Here is a 21,958-nt window from a genome sequence, read left to right as displayed (position 1 = left end):
AAACACTCCTCCTTCGTTGCCACCCAACGTGACAGAAACGAAAGATTCGGTTTAGCAGCCAATGTTCCCAATGGAAGGCGCCCAAAAACAAACCGCGCCGCCCTTGTCAGGCGGCGCGGTTTGTCGTGGAGCGTCAGCGCGGGTGCTCAGGCAGTCGTTGCAGCCGTCGGCGCAGCGACCTTGGCCTCGGCGGCGCGCAGGCGGATGTGCAGTTCGCGCAATTGCTTTTCGTCGACCGGGCTCGGTGCCTGCGTGAGCAGATCCTGCGCACGCTGCGTCTTCGGGAAGGCGATCACGTCGCGAATCGAATCCGCACCGGCCATCATCGTGACGACGCGGTCCAGACCGAACGCGATACCGCCGTGCGGGGGCGCGCCGTACTGCAGTGCGTCGAGCAGGAAGCCGAACTTGGCACGCGCTTCCTCATCGTTGATCTTCAGCGCACGGAACACCTTGCTCTGCACTTCTTCGCGGTAGATCCGCACCGAGCCGCCGCCGATTTCCCAGCCGTTGAGCACCATGTCGTAAGCCTTGGCAATGCACTTGCCCGGATCGGTTTCCAGGTATTCCAGGTGCTCGTCCTTCGGGCTCGTGAACGGATGGTGCATGGCCACCCAGCGCGCGTCTTCCTCGTCGTACTCGAACATCGGGAAGTCGATCACCCACAGCGGCTTCCAGGCGTCTTCGAACAGGCCGGTGTTCTTGGCGAAGTCCGAATGGCCGACCTTCAGGCGCAGCGCACCCATCGCGTCGTTGACCACCTTGGCGCGGTCGGCGCCGAAGAAGAGGATGTCGCCATCCTGTGCGCCGCTGCGCTTCAGAATCTCGGCGATGGCCGCGTCGTGCAGGTTCTTCACGATCGGCGATTGCAGGCCGTCGCGGCCCTTGGCCACTTCGTTGACCTTGATCCAGGCCAGGCCCTTGGCACCGTAGATTTCGACGAACTTCGTGTACGCGTCGATATCGCCACGCGACAGCGAAGCACCGCCCGGGACGCGCAGTGCCACGACGCGGCCGCCTTCAGCGTTGGCCGGGCCCGAGAACACCTTGAAGTCGACGTCCTTCATGGCGTCGGTCAGTTCGGTGAATTCCAGCTTGACGCGCAGGTCGGGCTTGTCCGAACCGAAGCGGGCCATCGCCTCGCGGAACTCCATCACCGGGAACTTGGCGTCCAGCTCGACCGACATGGTGTTCTTGAACACCGTGCGGATCATTTCTTCAAACAGGTCGCGAATCTCCTGCTCCGTCAGGAACGACGTTTCGCAGTCGATCTGGGTGAATTCGGGCTGGCGGTCGGCACGCAGGTCTTCGTCGCGGAAGCACTTGGTGATCTGGTAGTAACGGTCGAAGCCCGACACCATCAGCATCTGCTTGAAGAGCTGCGGCGACTGCGGCAGCGCGAAGAACTGGCCGGCGTTCACGCGCGACGGCACCAGATAGTCGCGCGCGCCTTCCGGCGTGCTCTTGGTCAGCATCGGCGTTTCGATGTCGATGAAGCCCTTGTCGTCCAGGTACTTGCGCACTTCCATCGCGACCTTGTAGCGCAGGCGCAGGTTGTACTGCATTTGCGGGCGGCGCAGGTCCAGCACGCGATGCGTCAGACGCGTGGTTTCCGACAGGTTGTCGTCGTCCAGCTGGAACGGCGGCGTGACGGAGGCGTTGAGCACCGTCAGCTCGTGGCACAGCACTTCGACCTTGCCGCTGGTCAGGTTGGCGTTGGTGGTGCCTTCCGGACGGGCGCGCACGACGCCCTTCACCTGCAGGCAGAACTCGTTGCGCACGCCTTCGGCCACCTTGAACATCTCCGGGCGGTCCGGGTCGCAGACGACCTGCACCAGGCCTTCACGGTCGCGCAGATCGATGAAGATCACGCCACCGTGGTCACGACGACGATGGGCCCAGCCCGACAGCGTAACGCTCTGGCCGAGCAGTTGTTCGGTGACCTGACCGCAGTATTGAGTACGCATTTGCATGTTGTGGTTTTCCGCGAAGCGCGCCGCCACTACAGCGTCGCGCGTGAAAGTTGATTGGGGGGGCCGGCGTCGATTCGACTTCGTTCTGTCGCCGGCTCAGGGTGCCGCGATGGCGCCGCCCTCTGCAGGCAGCGCGGTCGGATTCGAAGGGTCGCGCGGCCCTTGAGCCGGCGACCGGTCCTCCGTCTGTTGAGAGGCATCGGGCGGGTCCATGCGGCGCGGCAGCGCTTCAGGCGCCACCACACCCATCGACACGATGTACTTGAGCGCCGCGTCCACCGTCATGTCCAGCTCGATGGTGTCGGCCTTGGGCATCATCAGGAAGAAACCCGACGTCGGGTTGGGCGTGGTCGGCACGTACACACTGACGTACTCGCCTTGCAGGTGGTTCTCGACATCACCGCCAGGGCGGCCGGTCAGGAAGGCGATCGTCCAGGAGCCTTCACGCGGATACTGCACCAGCAGCGCCTTGCGGAATGCATTGCCGTTGGACGACAGCAGCGTGTCGGACACCTGCTTCACGCTCGAATAGATCGGGCCGACCACGGGAATGCGGCCCACGAGCGCTTCCCACCACGTCACCAGCTTCTGGCCGATGAAGTTGTGCGCCAGCACGCCCACGATCAGGATGAACGCCAGCGTGAGAATCGCGCCCACGCCGGGAATGCGCCGGCCAAACAGCTGATCCGGCTGCCATGCCGAGGGCAGCAGCGCCAGGCTCTGGTCCATCGTGCCGATGATGAGCGACAGCACCCACAGCGTGATCGCAAGCGGGACAAGCACCAGAAGACCGGTCAGGAACCATGTCTTGAGTGCGCTGGTTTTCTGTTTCATGGGGCGATGGACCGAGAGGTGAGCGATGCGATCAGTGGCAAGCGCACGACGTGCCGCAACCACCGGACGCGGCCGGCGTGCTCGCACTGGACGACGCACTGTCCGACGACGAGGCCGGTGCAGCGGCGGCGGGCGCAGCGGCATCCGCCTTGGCCGCCGTACCGGTTGCGGGCGCCGCAGCCGATGCGCCGCCCGAACCGCCGCGGAAATCGGTCACATACCAGCCCGAACCCTTGAGCTGGAAGCCGGCAGCAGTGAGCTGCTTCTTGAACGCCGGCGCGCCGCATGCGGGGCAATCCGTCAGCGGGGCGTCGCTCATCTTCTGCAGCACATCTTTGGCGTGGCCGCAGGCGTCGCATCGATAAGCATAGATCGGCATGGTGTCCTCACCCAGGAACAAACAAATGAAAAGAAAGCGATTGGTTGCCCGCGCAGGCCGCGAACGCGGTGCGGGAAATACGCACGGGCTCGCGAAAGATTGGGGCAACTGCGCGCCGTACAAGTGCTGGCGCGCAAAGCCTTGAATTATAAACCCTTTTGAGGGAATTCCCGACCGCAGATTCGGAGCGGCCGATGGCGATGCGCGACAAAGTGGCACACCGCGCACGCCCGCAACGAGACGCTCAGGCTTGCGTAGCTGCCTTCGTGGTCGGCGCGCGGTTCTCGATCCACTGCGGGCCGAGCGAGCCCAGGACCATGGCGCCAAAGCTGGCCAAGAGGCCCACCAATTGTGGCGGAAGCATCGCATCCGACAGGAAGACCTCGCACCAGATCCACGCCGCCAGACCGAAGATGATGGCCAGAAGACCGCCCTGCTTCGTCGCGCGCTTCCAGAACAGGCCGAAGGCCAGCGGCACAAACGCCGCCACCAGCGTCACCTTGTAGGCGCTTTCGACCATGTGGAAGATCGACAGATGCGAGTTCAGCGCAAACAGCGTCACCAAGACCGTGAACGTCAGCACCACGGCCTGCATCACGCGCAGGAAACGCTTGTCATCCATGTTGGGCAGCAGCGGACGCAGCACATTTTCGGCGAACGTCACGGAGGGCGCGAGCAGCGTTGCGCTCGCGCAGCTCTTGATGGCGGAAAGCAGCGCGCCGAAGAACATCACCTGCGCGAAGATCGGCGCATGCTGCAGCACCAGGTTCGGCAGAATCATCTGCGAATCGGTATCGATGTACTTGGCCACCATCTGCGGGTCGATGAGCGTGGCGGAATACGCCAGGAACATCGGCACGAACGCAAACATGAAGTACAGCACGCCGCCCAGCACCGACGCCGTGCCGGCGATGCGCTCGGTGCGCGACGACGTCACCCGCTGGAACACGTCCTGCTGCGGGATCGACCCAAGCATCATCGTGATCCACGCCGTCACGAAGCCAATGATTTCGATCGGATTGAACGCCGGCCAGAACGAAAACTTGCCCGAAGCCGCCGCGTGCGCCACCACCGTGCCGACGCCGCCGGCCTGCCCCGACACTTCCCAGCCGATGTACAGCATGCCGATCACGATGATGATCATCTGGATGAAGTCCGTCACCGCCACCGACCACATGCCGCCGAACAGCGTGTAGACGAGCACGCTGCCCGCGCCGATCATCATCCCCAGGTCTTGCGAAACCGCGCCGTCAGACACGGTGTAGAACACTAGGCCCAGCGCCTTGATCTGCGCCGCCACCCAGCCCAGGTACGACACGACGATGCACAGCGTGGTCAGCGTTTCGGCCACGCGGCCAAAGCGGTTGCGATAGAAGTCGCCAATGGTGAGCAGGTTCATCCGGTACAGCGGCTTGGCGAAGAACAGACCCACCAACACGAGGCACAAGGACGAACCAAACGGATCGGCCACCACGCCGTGCAGGCCGTCCTTGAGAAATTCCGCGGGAATCCCGAGCACCGCCTCGGAGCCGAACCAGGTGGCGAACACCGTGGCGGTCACGACGTAGAACGGCAGGCTGCGGCCAGCCACGGCGAAATCGGCGGTATTGCGCACGCGCAGTGCAGCCCACAGGCCGATCCCGACGGAAATCACCCAGTAAACAATGACGAACCAGATCAGCATGGCAGCGCGGAAGGAAGCTGGAAAACCCATGGCGACCCGGTTTGGGCCCAGAGGCGCCGGGCAAAGTGGCCGGATTATAGCGATGGGACTGGGCGCCGGGGCATCGGTGCCAGCACGAATGCCGCCCCGTTTGCCAGATTTTTGGGCGACGGCCCGCAACGGGCGTCAGCAGGCTTTTTGTTGACCGGGGCCCATGTTGCTTCGCACCAACACTGCCCAGGAAAACAGCTCAATCGGCGCGGCGGCGCCAGACCTGCCAGCGCTCGCGCCCGGCGAACACCGGAATCGAGTCCGTTTCCGCGATCGGCATATCGCTGATGCGCTCAAACGCGGGCGACAGCAGCGCGTCCAGTTCGGGCTGCGTGGTCTCGAACGGCGGTCCCTTGGGCACCGCCTCGCGGCCTTCCACGACGGCAAAGAAACCCGCCAGCAACCCGCCCGCCGGAAGCAGTTTCGCCACTTGGTCAGCGTAGTCGGGCCACAGTCGCCGAGGCATCGCACACAGGAATGCACGCTCGTAGATCCATTGCACCGGCCGAGGCGGCGAAAAGCGGAAGAAATCGGCCAATTCCACCACGTCGGCGTGCGGGCCCAGCACCGCCCTGGCCGATGCCACGGCACTCGGCGCAAAGTCGATCGCCGTGACGGGCCAACCGCGCTCGGCCAGCCAGCCGGCCTCGTAGGCGTTGCCGCAGCCGGGAATCAGCGTGGAAAGCGGCGCAGGCTGCGCTTCGCAGAATTGCCGGAAGGCCATGGGCACGCCGGCCGCATCCCAGGGGGTGTGCTCGCGGCTGAACCGCTCGTCCCAGAAGGCGGGATCGGCGGCGTCACGGGATTGGAAGACGGGCGGCTCGGCCATGGCGCTCGAAAGTTGACAGCGAATCAGTAGCGGCCCATCCAGGCCAGCACATGCGTCGCGATGATGCCGACGGCGAAGCCGCCGACGAACAACAGCGCAGCAGACAACAGCCGGTTCGTGCGCTTTTGCTCGGCAAGCAGTGCGGTCAGTGCGGCGGTCTGCGCGTTGCCGTCCTCGCGGGAGCGGCGATCCAGGATCTGGTGCAGCAGGCGCGGGAAGTCCGGCAGCTTGTTGGCCCACTGCGGTGCCTCCACCTTCAGGCGCTCAACGAAACCGCGCCAGCCGATCTGTTCGTGCATCCAGCGTTCAAGGAAGGGCTTCGCCGTCTTCCACAAGTCCAGGTCAGGGTCGAGCTGGCGGCCAAGACCTTCCACGTTGAGCAGCGTCTTTTGCAGCAGCACCAGCTGCGGCTGCACTTCCACGTTGAAGCGGCGCGAGGTCTGGAACAGCCGCATCAGCACCAGGCCGAGCGAGATCTCGCCCAGCGGCCGATCGAAATACGGCTCGCAGCACGCGCGGATGGCGCCTTCGAGCTCTTCGACGCGCGTCTCTTCGGGCGCCCAGCCGGACTCGATATGCAGCACGGCCACGCGGTGGTAGTCGCGCTGGAAAAACGCGAGGAAGTTTTGCGCGAGGTAGTTCTTGTCGAACTCCGACAGCGCCCCGACGATGCCGAAATCCAGCGCGATATAGCGACCCAGCGTCTCGGGTGCCACGCTCACCAGGATGTTGCCGGGGTGCATGTCAGCGTGGAAAAAGCCGTCGCGAAAGACCTGCGTGAAGAAGATCTCCACGCCGTCGCGGGCCAGTTTGTGCATGTCGACGCCGGCAGCGCGCAACTCTTCGGTGTGCGAGATCCGCATGCCGTGCATGCGCTCCATCACGAACACTTCAGATGTGCACCAATCCCAGAACACCTCAGGCACCAGCAACAGATCAGACTTGGCAAAATTGCGGCGCAGCTGGCTGGCGTTGGCCGCCTCGCGCATCAGGTCAAGCTCGTCGTGCAGGTACTTGTCGAACTCGGCGACCACCTCGCGCGGCTTCAGGCGCTTGGCATCGGCCCACAGCTTTTCCATCCACGTGGCGAGGTCCCGCATGAGCGCGAGGTCACTGTCGATCACGGGCAGCATGCCCGGGCGCAGCACCTTCACGGCCACCTCGCGGCCGTCGTCGGGGCCGCCGCGCAACGTAGCGAAATGCACCTGGGCAATCGACGCACTCGCCACCGGGTGATGATCGAAACGATGGAACAGCGCCGAGAGCGGCTTGCCGAGCGATTTCTCCACGATGGCCGCCGCCACCTTCGGGTCGAACGGCGGCACGCGGTCCTGCAGCTTGGCGAGTTCGTCGGCCACATCGGGCGGCAGCAGATCGCGCCGCGTCGACAGCACCTGCCCGAACTTCACGAAGATGGGCCCAAGCTGCTCCAGCGCCAGGCGCAAGCGCACCCCGCGGGGCAGCTTCGGCTTGCGGCCCAGCGTCAGCAGCCAGACCAACGCGCGAATGCGGCGGCTCTTGAAGCCCGACAACGCAAGCTGGTCCAGCCCGTAATAGAGGATGACGAAAACGATCTTGCCCAGCCGGAAGAAGCGCGTCATGCCGATTCACCCTGACGTGCGGTCCGGGTGGCCGGCTGCGGGCGTTTTTCGAGCCGCTCCAGCCGCTTGACCAGACGCGCTTCGGCGTCACGCAATGCCGCCACATCGGCGGCGAACTGCGCAAGGCGCGCGTGGCGCACGAGCGTGGGTTGCCCATCGGTCAGGTAAGACGCCACCGATTCCGCCAGCGAACGGCCCACGCGCGTGGCTTCGGTGCGGGCAGCCTGCGCACCGCTCACCATGCGCTGCGCGATCACATCGCCAAACACGCGCGAAAGATCTTCCGCCGCATCCCAGCGCAGGTTGCGCAGCAGCGTCGATAGCACGTTGGCAAATTCGGCCTCGCCCTCGATGCGCACGTGCTTGAGCACGGCGGCCTGCCCGCCTGCGGCGTAATCGGCAGCAGCGGCCGCAAGCGGCACGACAACGGTCACGGCCGGTTCAACGTCAGGCTCGGGAGCGGTCACCAGGCCGGCGGCGTCCACCTGCAACGTCATCGACATCGGCGCCAGGTCAAAGCGCGCCACGCGGCCCGCAAACGGGCGCAGCGTCTCTTGCGCCCAGGGCTCCTGGCGCAGCAGATGGTTGAGCGCGAGCAGCAGCGGCTGCATCAGCACAAGCGGAAATGAAGACGAAGTGGCTGTCGAAGACATGCGGTGATGGTGCGCTGAAACAGCAAGAGAGCAGCAAAAAGCGGGCTAGCGGCAGGCAACAAAAAGGGCCCGCACCAGACGGTCGGGCCCCATTTTACGGGGAATGCTGAAACAGCCGTTTTGCGCCGCTTCAAGTTGCTACAGCATCACTGCAACTGCTGAATACCCGCCAACACCCAGCCGCCCGCGCCCTGCGTCGGCTTGGTCAGGTTCCACACCTCGGCAAACGGCTGGGCGGGCGCATTGGCTTCTTCGCGAATCATGCCCGAGAAGCGGACGCTCGCCAGGTACTCGGCGGCCTGCGTTTCGATACCCAGCATTTCGGCTTCAACCGAGACCACGTCGGTCTTGTTGGGCGAGGTGCCGCGGTCAGCCAGGTCCATCTTGATCTCGGCGAACATCTCCGGCGTGGTGAACTCGCGGATGTCGTTGAGATTGCCGGCATCCCAGGCGGCCTGCAGGCGGATGAAGTAGACCTTGGCGTTGCGCAGGAACGCTTGCGTGTCGAAATCTGCGGGCACACCCCACGGCTGCTGCGGCGCAGCCGCGGCAGGTTGCGCGTGGGCATCGGGCGCGCCCGATGCGGCCGGACCGCCCAGGTTCCACGATTGTGCAGCCGTTGCGGCGCCAGCGCCCAAGCCCGACGTGTTGCCGGTGTTCAGCGATGCGGCCGCCGACGCAGAAGCCTGCGGGGCCGGCGCGGCAGGTTGCGGCACGTAGGGCTCACGATCGCCACCCAGCGACGGGCCGCCCGTGGCGTAGGCCGGACCTTGCGGACGGCTGCCTCGCACCTTGCGGATGATCCACATCACCACGAACGCGACAAGCGCGATCAGGATCAGGTTCGACAGCAACGAGGCAAGGCCCGCGCCCAGACCGAACTTCGACAGGAGATAACCGAGGCCCAGGCCGGCAGCCAGGCCACCCAGCATGCCGCCCCAGTTACGTCCGGGCTTTGCGGCCGGCGCGGCCGGAGCTGGTGCGGCCGGCGATGGTTGCGCGGCGGGCGCGGCCTGCTGCGTGGGCGACGGCGTTGTGGCCGGCGGCGTCTGCTGGCGTTGCGTCACCGTGGACGACTGCTTGCCGATGCTGCGGCTGCCGCCCATGCGCTTGGCGTTGGCGTCGATTGCCGTGCCCAGTGCGAGCGTCGCGACCAGCGCGCCCGCCATCAATTTTCCACCCCAATGCAAACTCATCGCTGTCTTCTCTCCAATGGCAGTGACGCCATTAGATGAAGACGTCAATGCCGAAATTCAATGTGAAGGATCGTGGCATATCGCCGCAGCGCGCTGCATCGCCCATCTGGCGGAACGACGGAAACACTTAGAGGCGACGGCCGACGTGCAGAGCCACGACACCTGCTGTCAGATTGAAGTATTCGACCGAGTCCAATCCGGCCTGTTCCATCATCTGCTTGAGCGTTTCCTGATCCGGGTGCATGCGGATGGATTCGGCCAAGTAGCGGTAGCTTTCGGGGTCGCCCGCCACTTTGCTGCCCAACCACGGCAGCACCTTGAACGAGTACAGGTCGTAAGCCTTCTCCAACGGCTGCCACACCTTGGAGAACTCCAGCACCATGACCTTGCCGCCTGGCTTCACCACGCGACGCATTTCGGCAAGCGCGCGATCCTTGTGCGTCATGTTGCGCAAGCCGAATGCCACTGTCACCACGTCGAAGTAAGCATTCGGAAAGGGAATGTGCTCGGCGTCGCACAGCGCGGTGGGGGTGAGCACGCCGGCATCGAGCAGGCGATCACGGCCGACGCGCAGCATCGACTCGTTGATGTCAGTCAGCCACACCTCGCCGGTGGGGCCGGCCTGGCGGGCGAACGCCTTGGCCAGGTCGCCCGTGCCGCCCGCGATGTCGAGCACCTTGTAGCCCGGGCGGACCGCTGCCTGGGCGATGGTGAACATCTTCCACACGCGGTGCAGGCCGCCGGACATCAGGTCGTTCATCACGTCGTACTTGCTCGCGACGGAATGGAACACGCCGGCGACCTTGCCGGCCTTCTCCTGCTCATCGACCTGCTGGAATCCGAAGTGGGTTTGGCTCATGACAAAAAAAGGATGCGGATGCAGCGCCCAGGCGCCGCGAAGTGAATCGGGAATCAGTGGCTGTGGCCGCAGGCGTGGCCAGCGTTCTCTGCCATCGGGGCGTCGCGGTCGACGCCGGCAGCAGCCAGACGATCGAGATACGCCTGCCAGAGCGTGGCCTGCTCAATGCCGAGGCGGTACAGGTAGGCCCAGTCGAAGATGCCGGAATCGTGACCGTCGGAGAACAGCGGCCGGATCGCGTAATTGCCCACCGGCTCGACGCCGACAATGCCGACCTCGCGCTTGCCGGTCTGCAGCACTTCCTGGCCGGGCCCGTGCCCCTGCACTTCAGCCGACGGCGACAGCACGCGCAGATATTCGAACGGCAGGCTGAACTGTTTGCCATCGGCAAAGGCGATCTCCAGCACGCGCGATTGCGTGTGGACGGTAATGCCGGTCGGGTGCGGGGTGTCGGCGGAAAGTCCGGCCATGAAAACGTCTCGTCGAGTCAGAAAAACGGTGTTTCAGGAAGCGGCCAGCGCAACGTGCGCGGGCTCTTCCACCACCCGATAGCTTACCGCAGTCAACGGGTTGCCTTCGGGGACGTAGCGCAGGCGGCGATGGTGGAATCGTGCCACGGTGCTGCGGTGCGCCACGCTGACGATGGTCACATCGGGCATCGATTCGAGCATCAGGCTGTACATGAACGCTTCGGTGTCTTCGTCGAGTGCGCTGGTGGCCTCGTCGAGGAAGAGGTAATCGGGGCGCTGCAGCAAAGCCCGTGCAAAAGCCAGGCGCTGCTGCTCGCCGGGCGACAGGCGCAGGCTCCAGTTGCTCACCTCGTCCAACAGGCCGGCCAGCGCGGGCAAGCGGCAGGCGATGAGCACCTGAGTCAGACGCTCCGCGGTGTATTGGGTGGCCAGATCCGGATACGAAAGCGCGTCAGCCAGCGTGCCGGAGGGCAGATAGCTGCGCTGCGGCAGGAACAGCACGCGGGCGTCCTGCGGGACTTCGATGCGGCCGCTGCCATAGGGCCAGATACCGGCCACGGCGCGCACCAGCGTGCTTTTGCCGCAGCCGGACGGACCGTTGACAAGCACACGCTCACCGCGTGCCAGCGTCATGTCGAAGGGCTCGACCAGCATGTCTTCGGGCTTGCGGTTCGGCAGGTTCAGCGCAAGACCATGGGCTTCGATGGCGGGTACGGCCGCGGTTTCCACCTCGACATCGCGCACGCCGGCGCGGTGCTCTTCTTCACGCTCGGCGGCACGGATGGCACGCTGGAATTCGATCAGACGGTTGGTGGAAGCCTTCCAGGTGACCAGCGTGCGGTAATTCGTGACAAACCACGACATGGCGTCCTGAACCTGCCCGAACGCGGTGGCGACCTGCATCATGCCGCCCAGCGTAAGCGTGCCGCCAAAGTAGCGCGGCGCCGACACCAGAAACGGGAAGATGATGGCGAACTGCGCATAGCCGGAACTGGCAAAGGTCAGGCGCCGCGTGTAGTCCATCAACTGGTTCCAGTTGGCGCGGATGCGCTCGAAGCGGCCGCGCAGGATGGCTTTCTCGGTCGGCTCGCCGCGGTACAGGGCGATGCTCTCGCTGTTCTCGCGCACGCGCACGAGCAGGAAGCGGAAGTACGCCTCGTAACGCTCCTGCTGGAACGACAGCCCGATCAGTGGCCGCCCCACAAAGTGGATGATCACCGAGCCCACGATCGAGTACAGCAGCGCAAACCACACCATGTAGCCGGGAATCACAAAGTCGTGGCCACCCAGGCTGAACGCCAGCGGCCCCGACACCGCCCACAGAATCCCGAAGAATGACACCAGCGTGACAGCCGAATTCAGGAAGCCCAGCGCCAAGGTGAGCGTTGCATCGGTGAACGTGCGCAGGTCGTCGGCGATCCGTTGGTCGGGGTTGTCGGCGCTGTGCGTCTGCTCCAGGCGGTAGAACGCCTGCTTGCTAAGCCAGTCGTCGAGGAAGCTGCCGGTAATCCAGGTCCGCCACCGCATCTGCAGCATCATCGAGTAGTACAACCGCATGATGGAGCCAAAGATCAGCAATGCGGCGATCCATGAAAAGCGGCCCAGTTGCGTCCAGAATTCGCCGTAGTTCTTCTGCTCGAGCGCATTGTAGAAAAGCCGATTCCAGTCCGTGAACAGCACGTTCATGTAGACCAGAAACAGGTTCAGGGCGATCACCAGCGCGAGCAGCCCCCAGGCCTTGTGACGATCTTCCGAAAACCAGTACGGACGAATCAGTTGCCAGGTTTCCGACAAATTCAGCCGCCCATGGTGGACGGTCAGTTCGGAGATGGAATCCTTGTGGGAATCGGGCGTGGCGGCGGTGCGCGGTGTCGTCATGGCGAGGGCGTTGGCGCAACAGAAAGAGAATCAGACGCCGTGCGAGTCACAGGGGTTCCGCGCACGACGGGGCGATGCGTTACCAGGCGTTACCCACCGTATCGCCGAGGGGGCTCAGGCGTCGGCCAGCGCCGCTTGCAGCGCGTACGACAGCGCCGGCAACTTGGCCGTGATCTCGGCCATGCGCGCAGTATCGGGCGCGCGTTGCTCGGGGCCCCACACGGCTTCCGGGAAATGCGTGTCCCACCGATAGCGCGGGATGACATGCCAATGCAGATGCGGCACGAAATTGCCGAAGCTCGCGAGGTTGATCTTGTCGGGCGCCAGTTCGGCGCGCAGCACGCGCTCCACCCGGGTGACGATGTCCATCAGCCAGTGGCGATCGGCATCGGACAGATCGGTCTGCTCAGCCACGTGGTCGTTCCAGATGACGCGGCAAAAGCCCGGAAAGCGCGCGTGCTCGACCAGCACCACGCGCGCGCGGCCATTGCGCCAGACGGGTTCGCCGCCGTCCGTCTCGCACAGCGCGCAGCCGGGCGCGCGCTCGCCGGTCACCGTAGCCGTCACACCAGAACCCGCTCGATGCCGCCGGCGTTGGCCTGCGCGACGTAGTCCTGCAGCCAGGTTTCGCCGAGCACGTGACGCGCCATCTCGACCACGATGTAGTCGGCCTGCACCGAAACATCTTCGGTGTAGCGCGACAGGCCCTGCAGACATGCCGGGCAGCTCGTGAGGATCTTCACGTCGCCGTTGAACGCCTCGCCGCCCTGGCCTGCGGTCTGGCCGAGACTGCGCAGCTTGTCGGCGCCCTTCTGCATCTCTTCTTCCTTGCGGAAGCGGACCTGCGTGGAAATGTCGGGGCGCGAAATCGCCAGGGTGCCCGACTCACCGCAGCAGCGGTCGTTCTTCTCGATCGCGCGAGTCTGGCCATCGGCGCCGATGTTGCCGCCCATCAGCTGGTTGACCAGCTTGGTCGGGTCCATCGTCTTGATCGGGGTGTGACAGGGGTCGTGGTACATGTACCGCGTGCCTTGCACACCGTCGATCTTCACGCCCTTCTCGAGCAGGTATTCGTGAATGTCGATGATCCGGCAGCCCGGGAAGATCTTGTCGAATTCATATCCGGCCAGCTGGTCGTAGCAGGTGCCGCAGCTCACCACCACCGTCTTGATGTCGAGGTAGTTGAGCGTGTTGGCCACGCGGTGGAACAGCACGCGGTTGTCGGTGACGATCTTCTCGGCCTTGTCGAACTGGCCCGTGCCGCGCTGCGGTTATCCGCAGCACAGGTAGCCCGGCGGCAGCACCGTCTGCACACCGGCGTGCCACAGCATTGCCTGCGTGGCCAGACCCACCTGCGAGAACAGGCGCTCCGAGCCGCAGCCCGGGAAGTAGAAGACCGCCTCGCTATCGGGCGTGGTCGCCTTCGGGTTGCGGATGATCGGGACGATCTCGTTGTCCTCGATGTCCAGCAACGCGCGTGCGGTCTTCTTGGGCAGGTTGCCCGGCATCTTCTTGTTGATGAAGTGGATCACCTGCTCGCGCACGGGCGGCTTGCCTACCGTCGCGGGCGGCCGGGCGGTCTGCTTCTTGGCGAACTTCTTCAGGATGTCGTTGCCCAGACGCTGCGCCTTGTAGCCCCAGTCGAACATCACCTTGCGGGTGAGGTTGATCGTCTCGGGGTTGGTCGCGTTCAGGTAGAACATCGCCGCTGCCGTGCCGGGGTTGAACTTCTTCTGCCCCATCTTGCGCAGCAGGTTGCGCATGTTCATCGACACATCGCCGAAATCGATCTTGACCGGGCACGGCGTCACGCACTTGTGGCAGACCGTGCAATGGTCGCCCACATCGGCAAACTCTTCCCAGTGCTTGACCGACACGCCGCGGCGCGTCTGTTCTTCGTACAGGAAGGCCTCGATGAGCAGCGAGGTGGCAAGAATCTTGTTGCGCGGGCTGTACAGCAGATTGGCGCGCGGCACGTGCGTGGCGCACACCGGTTTGCACTTGCCGCAGCGCAGGCAGTCCTTGATCGACTCCGAGATGGCGCCGATGTCGCTCTGCTGCATGATGATCGACTCGTGCCCCATCAGGCCGAACGACGGCGTATAGGCGTTGCGCAGATCAGCGGCCAGGCCTTGCGGGTCGTTGATGTCGCGCAGCAGCTTGCCCTTGTTGAAGCGGCCGTTCGGATCGACGCGGCGCTTGTAGGCAGCGAAGTCGGCGATCTCTTCGTCGGTCAGGAATTCCAGCTTGGTGATGCCGATGCCGTGCTCGCCCGAAATCACACCGTCCAGCGAACGCGCCAGCGTCATGATGCGGGCCACCGCCTTGTGGGCGTCCTGCAGCATGTCGTAGTCATCCGAGTTGACGGGGATGTTGGTGTGCACGTTGCCGTCGCCGGCGTGCATGTGCAGGGCGACGAACACGCGGCCGCGCAGCACTTTCTTGTGGATCGCCTGGGCCTCGTCGAGGATCGGCTTGAACTCGCCGCCGTTGAAGATCTTGCGCAGCTCGGCGCGAATCTCCGACTTCCACGACACGCGGATCGTCCGATCCTGCAGCAGGTGGAACAGGTTGGCGTCAGGCTGATTCACTAGACGGTCGTCGATGGTCTGCGCAAGGTAGCCCAGGCCAAGGCCGATGAGGCTCGCCCGCGCCGTGGTGACAGGCGTGTCGAGATGGTCCAGCAGATATTGCCAACGTGCACGCGTGGCGCGCAGCAGTTGCTGCGCCTGTTGCACGCGGTCTTCCAGCAGTTCAGCGCTGGGGATTTCGTTGGCGTCGTCGGTGCGGCCCAGCGGCAAGTTGCTGCCGGCAAAGAAATCGAGCAGCGCGTCGGTCAGCTTGAGCTTGCTCTTGATCGACAGCTCGATATTGATGCGCTCGATGCCGTCGGTGTACTCGCCCATGCGATTGAGCGGGATCACCACGTCTTCGTTGATCTTGAAGGCGTTGGTGTGCTTGGCAATCGCGGCCGTGCGCGAGCGGTCCAGCCAGAACTTCTTGCGTGCCTCGGGGCTCACGGCCACGAAGCCTTCGCCGCTCTTGCCGTTGGCCAGGCGGATCACTTCCGAGGTGGCGCGCGCCACGGCGTCATCGTCGTCGCCGACGATGTCACCGATGAGCACCATCTTCGGGAACGCGTTGCGCTTGCTCTTGGTGGCGTAGCCGACCGCGCGCAGGTAGCGCTCGTCCAAATGTTCCAGGCCCGCGAGGATGGCGCCGCCGGGCTTCTTGGTCTCGGCGTCGAGGTAATCCTTGATCTCGACGATGCTCGGGATCGCGTCACGCGCCTGGCCGAAGAACTCCAGGCACACGGTGCGGACCGACTTGGGCATACGGTGCAGGATCCAGCGCGCGCTGGTGATGATGCCGTCGCAGCCTTCCTTCTGCACGCCGGGCAGGCCGGCCAGGAACTTGTCGGTGACGTCCTTGCCAAGGCCTTCCTTGCGGAACTTGCGGCCTTCGATGGTAAGCGTCTCGGTGCGCAGCAGCTTGGCGCCGACCGGCGCGTTGCCGTCGAACCACTTCAGCTCGAAGGTGACGACCGGCGCATCGTGAATCTTGCCGAGGTTGTGATTCAGGCGCTGGACTTCGAGCCAGTTGCCGTCCGGGTCAACCATGCGCCACCAGGCGAGGTTGTCCAGCGCGGTGCCCCACAGCACGGCCTTCTTGCCGCCCGCGTTCATGGCGACGTTGCCGCCTATGCACGACGCGTCGATCGAAGTCGGGTCCACGGCGAAGACGAGACCGGCCTTGTCCGCCGCATCCGCCACGCGACGCGTCACCACGCCGGCGCCCGAATAGATGGTCGCCACGGGGTGATCGACGCCCGGCAGGTCGGTCATCTCGACCGCATCCAGACGCTCCAGCTTTTCCGTATTGATGACGGCCGAGAACGGCGTGAGCGGCACGGCGCCGCCGGTGTAGCCGGTGCCGCCTCCGCGCGGGATGATGGTCAGACCCAGTTCGAAGCAGCCCTTGACGATGCCGGCAATTTCTTCTTCCGTATCGGGCGTGAGCACGACGAACGGATATTCGACACGCCAGTCGGTGGCATCGGTCACGTGCGACACGCGCGACAGGCCGTCGAACTTGATGTTGTCCTTCGCGGTGACACGGCCGAGCACCTTCTGGGCGCGGCGGCGCAGGTCATACACCTGGGCGAACTCTTCCTGGAATGCCTTGACGGCGCGGCGGGCATGCACAACCAGCTGCTCGACCTTGCTGGCGCGCTCGTCGCCCACGGGGTCGTGGTGCGAATCGTGATCGGCCACACGGCGCTTCTCGATCTCCGCCAGGCGGTGATTGAGTGCGTCGATCAGCATCTGCCGGCGCTTCGGGTTGTCGAGCAGGTCGTCCTGCAGATACGGGTTGCGACGCACCACCCAGATGTCGCCCAGCACTTCGTACAGCATCCGTGCCGATCGGCCGGTGCGACGCTCGGCGCGCAGTTCGTCCAGGATCTGCCACGCAGACTCGCCCAGCAGACGGATGACGATTTCCCGATCCGAGAACGAGGTGTAGTTGTAGGGAATCTCGCGCAGCCGGGGCGCAGCGTCCTGCGCCGTGAGTTTGGCGTCGATCAGAAGTGGGGCATTCATGGCGTGCCGCTGGGGAGGAGGTCGCGGCAAGGAGGACAAGAGCCGCGCGGTCTTTAAAGGGCGATTGTACTGCAACGCGCGCCGTTGATGCGTTGCAGCAACGGTATCCCTGCGGCTGATATGGGCGGGAAAAGCGTCGCGTTTTCAATGGCTTGCGAAAAGCGCGAAGGCCTGAGAGTGCGCCCCACGCCACGCAAACGTCAGATCATTACAGCCTTGATCCAGCCAAAGATGCCGTGCCAGAAGCCGTCGGGCAGGGTCATGAGCGCCGCGGTCATCGCCAGATAGCGCAGGAATTTGCCGATGGCCATGTACATGACGCTGGGCCAGAACTTCAGGCGCAGCCAACCGGCCAGCGTGCAGAGCGGGTCGCCGATGCCGGGCAGCCACGACACCAGCAGCGACACCGGGCCGATGCGGCGCATCCAGCGGAAGTATTTCTTGTCGAGCGGGGGCTCGCGGTGGCGCTTGGGGTGCGGCACGTGCTGGGCGTGCTCGGCGTTGTGCTGGCGGCGGCGGCGCGCCAGGTGGTAGCGCACCAGCGCCAGCTTGGCCGCATAGCCCATCCACCAGTCGACCATGCCGCCCAGCGTGTTGCCGAGTGTGGCCACCACGATGGCGGGCCAGAACATGTCCGGATTGAGCTTGATGTACGCAAAGACCGCCGGCTCGGAGCCCAGCGGCAGCAGCGTCGCCGAAATGAAACTGACGACGAAGATGGCAGGCAGCCCGACCTTGGGCAGGGCGAGCGTGGCAAAAAGCGTGTCGATCCACTGTTCCATGCGATCGATTGTAGAGGGCGGGCGGCCGCGGCGTCGCTTGGGGGCCGCCCTAGCCGGTCAGGCGAAGAACAGGTAGGCGACAAGCACGGCGCCGACGAGCCCGATCAGGTCGGCCCACAGCCCGCAAGCCAGCGCGTACCGCGTGTCCTTGATGCCGACGCTGCCGAAGTACACGGCCAGCACGTAGAACGTGGTCTCGGTCGAGCCCTGGATGATGGCGGCCAGCTTTCCCTGGAAGGAATCGACGCCGTAGGTCGTCATCACGTCGACCATCAGGCCGCGCGCGCCGGCGCCGGACAACGTCTTCATCAGCCCCACGGGCAGCGCCGGCACAAAGCGCGTGTCGATGCCCAGGTGCGTGAACAGCGCAGAAAGCCCCTGCATCAGGACATCCATGCACCCCGCCGCGCGAAACACGGCAATCCCCACCAGCACCGCGACGAGATACGGAACGATGCCGATGGCGACCTGGAAGCCGTCCTTGGCGCCATCGACGAAGGTTTCGTACACATTGATGCGACGAAATGCCCCACAGACCAGGAACGCCACGACGATGGTGAGGATGGCGCCCGCGCCGATCAGGCCGATCCACGTCGCCATCTGCTGCGGCGGAAACTGGTGCAGCCACGCAAACAGCAGCCCCATCGCCGCGACAAAGCCGCCGAAATACGCCAGCAGCGCCGGCTTGAACAGATTGATGCGTTGGTACCACGCCACGGCCGCAATGCCCGCGCAGAAGCCGATGAACGTGGACAGCAACGTCGGCAGGAAGATGTCCGCCGCGTTGAAACCCACCAGCCCCTGCTTGACGGCCATGGCCTGGCGGATGGCGATGACGGACGTCGGTACCAGCGTCACCCCTGCGGTGTTGAGCACCACAAACATCAGCTGCGCATCGCTGGCGCGCTGCGGCTGCGGGTTGATCTGCTGCAGCTCGCGCATGGCTTGGAGGCCGAGCGGCGTAGCGGCGTTGTCCAGGCCGAGGACGTTGGCCGACACGTTCATCATCATCGCGCCGTTGGCGGGGTGGCCGGCCGGCACGGAGGGAAACAAGTGCCGCATCACCGGGTTCACGAGCCGCGCAAACAGATCGACCACGCCGGCGCGCTCGCCCACGCGCATGATGCCGAGCCACAGCGCCATCATGCCGGTCAGGCCGATGGCGATTTCGAAGCCGGTGCGCGCGGCATCGAACATACCGGTCAACATGCGCGAGAAGACTTCCATGTCGCCCTGCACCACCTGCACGCAGGCGGTGACGAAGGCGACGAGAAAGAAGGCGAGCCAGACGAGGTTCAGGGCCACGGGGGTTGCGCGTTGGAATCGGACAAGCCGCTCATTGTGCCTGCGGGGGCGTCTCGATCGGGTGGATCAGGTGGAAGTTGTCGTAGTCCACCGACGTGACGCCGCCCTCGTCGCGGATGAGGTCGGCATAGCGATAGTTCCAGCGGATCTCGTCGTGCCGCCAGGAATAGCGGGCCTGCACGGTCTGCGCGGCGGTCTCGTCGGCGCCCTCGATGGTCAGCAGCAGCAAGGCGTCACCGGCGGCGAGCGATTCTGCGGTGGCGCGATGCAGCGGGCTGGTCTCGTCGATGACGTGCATCATCACCCAGCCCAGCAGGAAGATCGGGTGCTCGCTGCGCTCCAGCTTCAGGTCGTGAATCTTGTAGATCGAGTAGCCCTCGGGCGAGACCTCGTCCTGCATCAGGCGCAGCCGGGCGGTGGCCTCGGCGATGACGTTCTGGCGCGCATTGGCGGCGCGCAGCATCAGCGTGGACTTGCCGTTGAGCGGCCGCACGACAACGTTGCGGGCAAACATGATCTTGGCGCGCGGGCGTGAGAATCGCGCAAACACCATTCCCGTCGCCATGGCGATGCCCGACATGCCGATGAAGATCTCCAGCGTGGCGATGACGTGGGCGTAGAGCGTTTGCGGGTGCATGTCGCCGTAGCCGACCGTGGCCAGCGTCTCGACGCTGAAGAAGAAGGCGCCGACGAAGCCGGGCGGCGACTGGTTCGCGATCGCGCCGTCGCCGAGCGAATACAGCCCCGCGAATACCGCATTCAGCGCCAGGAACATCGTCGCCAGCAACGCGAAGAAGGTCGGCCAGTTGACCTCCAGCGCATGGTGATAAACGTCGCGCCAGCCCAGCGGCGGCATGCCGTAGGCAATGACGTGCTGCGTTCCGGACCAGACTTTGCGGCCCCGGCGCGCGCGTCCGGCACGCTCGGAGGAAGACGACGGGGTGTTCATGGAGGCCTCTCGCCGATGATGCGCCGCGCCCGCCCGGACGCGGCCGGGGCAGTGTACCGACCGGCGCGCCCGTCCGGCAAGGCAGGCCAGGCGGGCCGGTCGGCCCAGGCGCCGCGTGATAGGCTTACGGGCTCTGTTCACGTCCAACCCCGGTCCGCACCATGGCCATCGATTACCTCAAGAAAATCCTGACTGCGAAGGTCTATGACGTCGCGGTGGAAACCGAGCTGAAGTTCGCGCCGAACCTGTCGGCGCGCACCGGCAACCGCGTCTACCTCAAGCGCGAGGATGACCAGCCGGTGTTCTCGTTCAAGCTGCGCGGCGCCTACAACAAGATGGCGTCGCTCACGCCGGCCGAGCGCAAGCGCGGGGTGATTACGGCATCGGCGGGCAACCACGCGCAGGGCGTGGCTTTCAGTGCGGCGCGCATGGAATGCAAGGCCGTGATCTGCATGCCGGTGACGACGCCGCAGTTGAAGATTGACGGCGTGCGCTCGCGCGGCGGCGAATGGGTCGAGGTCGTGCTGCACGGTGAAAGCTATTCCGACGCGTACAACCACGCCGCCAAGCTGCAAGAGAAGCACGGCTACACCTTCGTCCACCCGTTCGACGATCCGGAAGTGATTGCCGGCCAGGGCACCATCGCCATGGAAATCCTGCGCCAGCATCCGCAGCCGATCCATGCGATCTTTTGCTCGATTGGCGGTGGCGGGCTGATCTCGGGCATTGCGGCCTACGTGAAGGCCGTGCGGCCCGACGTCAAGGTCATCGGCGTGCAAAGCGTGGATTCCGACGCGATGGCGCGCTCGGTGGCCGCCGGCAAGCGCGTCGAACTGAAGGAGGTGGGCCTGTTTGCGGACGGCACGGCGGTCAAGCTTGTCGGCAAGGAAACGTTCCGCCTCACGCGCGAACTCGTCGACGAGATCATCACCGTGGATACGGATGCCATCTGCGCCGCGCTCAAGGACGTGTTCCAGGACACGCGCAGCCTGCTGGAGCCTTCGGGTGCGCTGGCGCTGGCCGGCCTCAAGCAGTATGCCGAAACGCATAAGCTGAAGAACGAATCGCTCGTGGCCGTGGCCAGCGGCGCGAACATGAACTTCGACCGCCTGCGCTTCGTGGCCGAGCGTGCCGAAGTGGGCGAGGCGCGCGAAGCCGTGTTTGCCGTGACGATTCCCGAAGAGCGCGGCAGCTTTAAGCGCTTCTGCGAACTGGTCGGCTGGTCGCGCAACGTGACGGAGTTCAACTACCGCATTGCCAGCAAGGACGCCGCGCATATCTTCGTGGGCGTGCAAATTGCGTCGCGCGCAGAGGGCGACAAGATTGCCGAGAACTTCCGCAAGCACGGTTTCCCGACGCTCGACCTGTCGAACGACGAACTGGCCAAGCAGCACATCCGCTACATGGTGGGCGGCCGTTCGCCGCTGGCAGAAAACGAGCATCTCTACCGCTTCGAGTTTCCCGAGCGGCCGGGCGCGCTGATGAAGTTCCTCTCGAGCATGAGCCCGAACTGGAACATCAGCCTGTTCCACTACCGGAATCAGGGCGCGGATTCGAGCAACATCCTCGTCGGCATCCAGGTACCGAAGAACGAGAAGCGCGAGTTCAAGGCGTTCCTCGCCACGCTGGGCTATACCTATTGGGACGAAAGCGAGAACCCCGTCTACAGCCTGTTTTTGTGATGAGCAACCAACCCGAACATTCGCCGCTCGGTAAGACCTCCGCCTACAAGACGGAATACGACCCGAGCCTGCTGTTTCCGATTCCGCGCCAGCGCAAGCGCGACGAGATCGGCCTTGCCGCCGGCACGGCCCTGCCCTTCTTCGGCGTGGATCTCTGGAACCTGTACGAGCTGTCGTGGCTGAACCTGCGCGGCAAGCCGCAGGTGGCGCTGGGCACCGTGATCGTGCCGGCCGATTCGCCCAACATCGTTGA

General features: G+C 64.8%; 16 protein-coding genes and 2 pseudogenes. 2 read left to right on the top strand and 16 right to left on the bottom strand.

All coding sequences use genetic code 11. The annotated features are described in order from the left end of the window. Positions 1–146 precede the first annotated feature (146 nt). The 16 genes and pseudogenes from aspS to FUT88_RS18310 form a co-directional block, all read right to left on the bottom strand. Positions 147–1,973 carry an aspartate--tRNA ligase gene (gene aspS, locus FUT88_RS18385; RefSeq protein WP_147217253.1) on the bottom strand — a complete coding sequence of 609 codons (1,827 nt, stop codon included), beginning with the start codon at positions 1,971–1,973 and terminating at the stop codon, positions 147–149. Between the two features lie 96 nt (positions 1,974–2,069). Then, a complete protein-coding gene (locus FUT88_RS18380; protein ID WP_147217251.1) occupies positions 2,070–2,807 on the bottom strand; it encodes a DUF502 domain-containing protein in 738 nt (245 codons plus the stop codon). A 31-nt stretch (positions 2,808–2,838) separates the two neighbouring features. Next, positions 2,839–3,186 carry an FmdB family zinc ribbon protein gene (locus FUT88_RS18375; RefSeq protein ID WP_147217249.1) on the bottom strand — a complete coding sequence of 116 codons (348 nt, stop codon included), beginning with the start codon at positions 3,184–3,186 and terminating at the stop codon, positions 2,839–2,841. 244 nt (positions 3,187–3,430) lie between these two features. After that, positions 3,431–4,870 carry a sodium:solute symporter family protein gene (locus FUT88_RS18370; protein WP_102064499.1) on the bottom strand — a complete coding sequence of 480 codons (1,440 nt, stop codon included), beginning with the start codon at positions 4,868–4,870 and terminating at the stop codon, positions 3,431–3,433. A 229-nt stretch (positions 4,871–5,099) separates the two neighbouring features. Then, positions 5,100–5,729: an SAM-dependent methyltransferase gene (locus tag FUT88_RS18365; RefSeq protein WP_147217247.1), complete on the bottom strand. Its 630-nt coding sequence runs from the start codon at positions 5,727–5,729 to the stop codon at positions 5,100–5,102. Positions 5,730–5,752: 23 nt separating this feature from the next. After that, the gene (gene ubiB, locus FUT88_RS18360) at positions 5,753–7,330 is read right to left on the bottom strand and encodes a ubiquinone biosynthesis regulatory protein kinase UbiB (RefSeq protein ID WP_147217245.1); all 1,578 of its coding nucleotides are present in this window, start codon (positions 7,328–7,330) and stop codon (positions 5,753–5,755) included. Beyond that, on the bottom strand, positions 7,327–7,983 hold the full coding sequence (locus FUT88_RS18355) for an SCP2 domain-containing protein (RefSeq protein ID WP_147217244.1): 657 nt from the start codon (positions 7,981–7,983) through the stop codon (positions 7,327–7,329). The genes ubiB and FUT88_RS18355 overlap by 4 nt, the downstream gene beginning before the upstream one ends. Before the next feature lie 146 nt (positions 7,984–8,129). After that, positions 8,130–9,179, bottom strand: a complete 1,050-nt coding sequence (locus tag FUT88_RS18350; RefSeq protein ID WP_186829332.1) for a Tim44 domain-containing protein — start codon at positions 9,177–9,179, stop codon at positions 8,130–8,132. Between the two features lie 127 nt (positions 9,180–9,306). Then, complete coding sequence (gene ubiE / locus FUT88_RS18345; RefSeq protein WP_012761151.1) at positions 9,307–10,038, bottom strand: bifunctional demethylmenaquinone methyltransferase/2-methoxy-6-polyprenyl-1,4-benzoquinol methylase UbiE; 732 nt, start codon at positions 10,036–10,038, stop codon at positions 9,307–9,309. 53 nt (positions 10,039–10,091) lie between these two features. After that, positions 10,092–10,508 carry a gamma-butyrobetaine hydroxylase-like domain-containing protein gene (locus FUT88_RS18340; RefSeq protein WP_147214025.1) on the bottom strand — a complete coding sequence of 139 codons (417 nt, stop codon included), beginning with the start codon at positions 10,506–10,508 and terminating at the stop codon, positions 10,092–10,094. Between the two features lie 33 nt (positions 10,509–10,541). After that, positions 10,542–12,386 (bottom strand): ABC transporter ATP-binding protein/permease, encoded by a 1,845-nt coding sequence (locus FUT88_RS18335; protein ID WP_147214026.1) that lies wholly within the window; start codon positions 12,384–12,386, stop codon positions 10,542–10,544. A 114-nt stretch (positions 12,387–12,500) separates the two neighbouring features. Continuing rightward, positions 12,501–12,953 carry an HIT family protein gene (locus FUT88_RS18330; protein WP_186829238.1) on the bottom strand — a complete coding sequence of 151 codons (453 nt, stop codon included), beginning with the start codon at positions 12,951–12,953 and terminating at the stop codon, positions 12,501–12,503. Beyond that, a pseudogene (locus FUT88_RS18325) lies at positions 12,950–16,987 on the bottom strand (DUF3683 domain-containing protein). The gene FUT88_RS18330 and the pseudogene FUT88_RS18325 overlap by 4 nt, the downstream one beginning before the upstream one ends. Positions 16,988–17,187: 200 nt before the next feature. Further along, entirely contained in the window at positions 17,188–17,769 is a 582-nt protein-coding gene (locus FUT88_RS18320) for a YqaA family protein (protein ID WP_027678243.1), read from the bottom strand. A gap of 57 nt (positions 17,770–17,826) precedes the next feature. Beyond that, entirely contained in the window at positions 17,827–19,074 is a 1,248-nt protein-coding gene (locus FUT88_RS18315) for a nucleoside recognition domain-containing protein (RefSeq protein WP_147214028.1), read from the bottom strand. A gap of 31 nt (positions 19,075–19,105) precedes the next feature. After that, complete coding sequence (locus FUT88_RS18310) at positions 19,106–20,023, bottom strand: ion channel (protein ID WP_147217242.1); 918 nt, start codon at positions 20,021–20,023, stop codon at positions 19,106–19,108. 161 nt (positions 20,024–20,184) lie between these two features. Between FUT88_RS18310 and ilvA the strand changes: the two genes are divergently transcribed. Continuing rightward, positions 20,185–21,705 (top strand): threonine ammonia-lyase, biosynthetic, encoded by a 1,521-nt coding sequence (ilvA, locus tag FUT88_RS18305; protein WP_147214029.1) that lies wholly within the window; start codon positions 20,185–20,187, stop codon positions 21,703–21,705. Continuing rightward, positions 21,705–21,958 (top strand): annotated as a pseudogene (locus FUT88_RS18300) (NADPH-dependent 7-cyano-7-deazaguanine reductase QueF); the annotation flags it as partial. The gene ilvA and the pseudogene FUT88_RS18300, both read left to right, overlap by 1 nt.

Source organism: Ralstonia sp. TCR112, from assembly GCF_007997035.1.
Classification (GTDB): Bacteria; Pseudomonadota; Gammaproteobacteria; order Burkholderiales; family Burkholderiaceae; genus Ralstonia; species Ralstonia edaphi.
The sequence above is the reverse complement of the archived record's forward strand: the minus strand, read 5'-3'. Positions and strand labels throughout refer to the sequence as shown.

What these genes read in the sequence shown, in the direction of transcription:
- aspS (WP_147217253.1), bottom strand. Translation starts at nt 1,973, where the DNA reads ATGCAAATGCGTACTCAATACTGCGGTCAGGTCACCGAACAACTGCTC.
- FUT88_RS18380 (WP_147217251.1), bottom strand. Translation starts at nt 2,807, where the DNA reads ATGAAACAGAAAACCAGCGCACTCAAGACATGGTTCCTGACCGGTCTT.
- FUT88_RS18375 (WP_147217249.1), bottom strand. Translation starts at nt 3,186, where the DNA reads ATGCCGATCTATGCTTATCGATGCGACGCCTGCGGCCACGCCAAAGAT.
- FUT88_RS18370 (WP_102064499.1), bottom strand. Translation starts at nt 4,870, where the DNA reads ATGCTGATCTGGTTCGTCATTGTTTACTGGGTGATTTCCGTCGGGATC.
- FUT88_RS18365 (WP_147217247.1), bottom strand. Translation starts at nt 5,729, where the DNA reads ATGGCCGAGCCGCCCGTCTTCCAATCCCGTGACGCCGCCGATCCCGCC.
- ubiB (WP_147217245.1), bottom strand. Translation starts at nt 7,330, where the DNA reads ATGACGCGCTTCTTCCGGCTGGGCAAGATCGTTTTCGTCATCCTCTAT.
- FUT88_RS18355 (WP_147217244.1), bottom strand. Translation starts at nt 7,983, where the DNA reads ATGTCTTCGACAGCCACTTCGTCTTCATTTCCGCTTGTGCTGATGCAG.
- FUT88_RS18350 (WP_186829332.1), bottom strand. Translation starts at nt 9,179, where the DNA reads ATGAGTTTGCATTGGGGTGGAAAATTGATGGCGGGCGCGCTGGTCGCG.
- ubiE (WP_012761151.1), bottom strand. Translation starts at nt 10,038, where the DNA reads ATGAGCCAAACCCACTTCGGATTCCAGCAGGTCGATGAGCAGGAGAAG.
- FUT88_RS18340 (WP_147214025.1), bottom strand. Translation starts at nt 10,508, where the DNA reads ATGGCCGGACTTTCCGCCGACACCCCGCACCCGACCGGCATTACCGTC.
- FUT88_RS18335 (WP_147214026.1), bottom strand. Translation starts at nt 12,386, where the DNA reads ATGACGACACCGCGCACCGCCGCCACGCCCGATTCCCACAAGGATTCC.
- FUT88_RS18320 (WP_027678243.1), bottom strand. Translation starts at nt 17,769, where the DNA reads ATGGAACAGTGGATCGACACGCTTTTTGCCACGCTCGCCCTGCCCAAG.
- FUT88_RS18310 (WP_147217242.1), bottom strand. Translation starts at nt 20,023, where the DNA reads ATGAACACCCCGTCGTCTTCCTCCGAGCGTGCCGGACGCGCGCGCCGG.
- ilvA (WP_147214029.1), top strand. Translation starts at nt 20,185, where the DNA reads ATGGCCATCGATTACCTCAAGAAAATCCTGACTGCGAAGGTCTATGAC.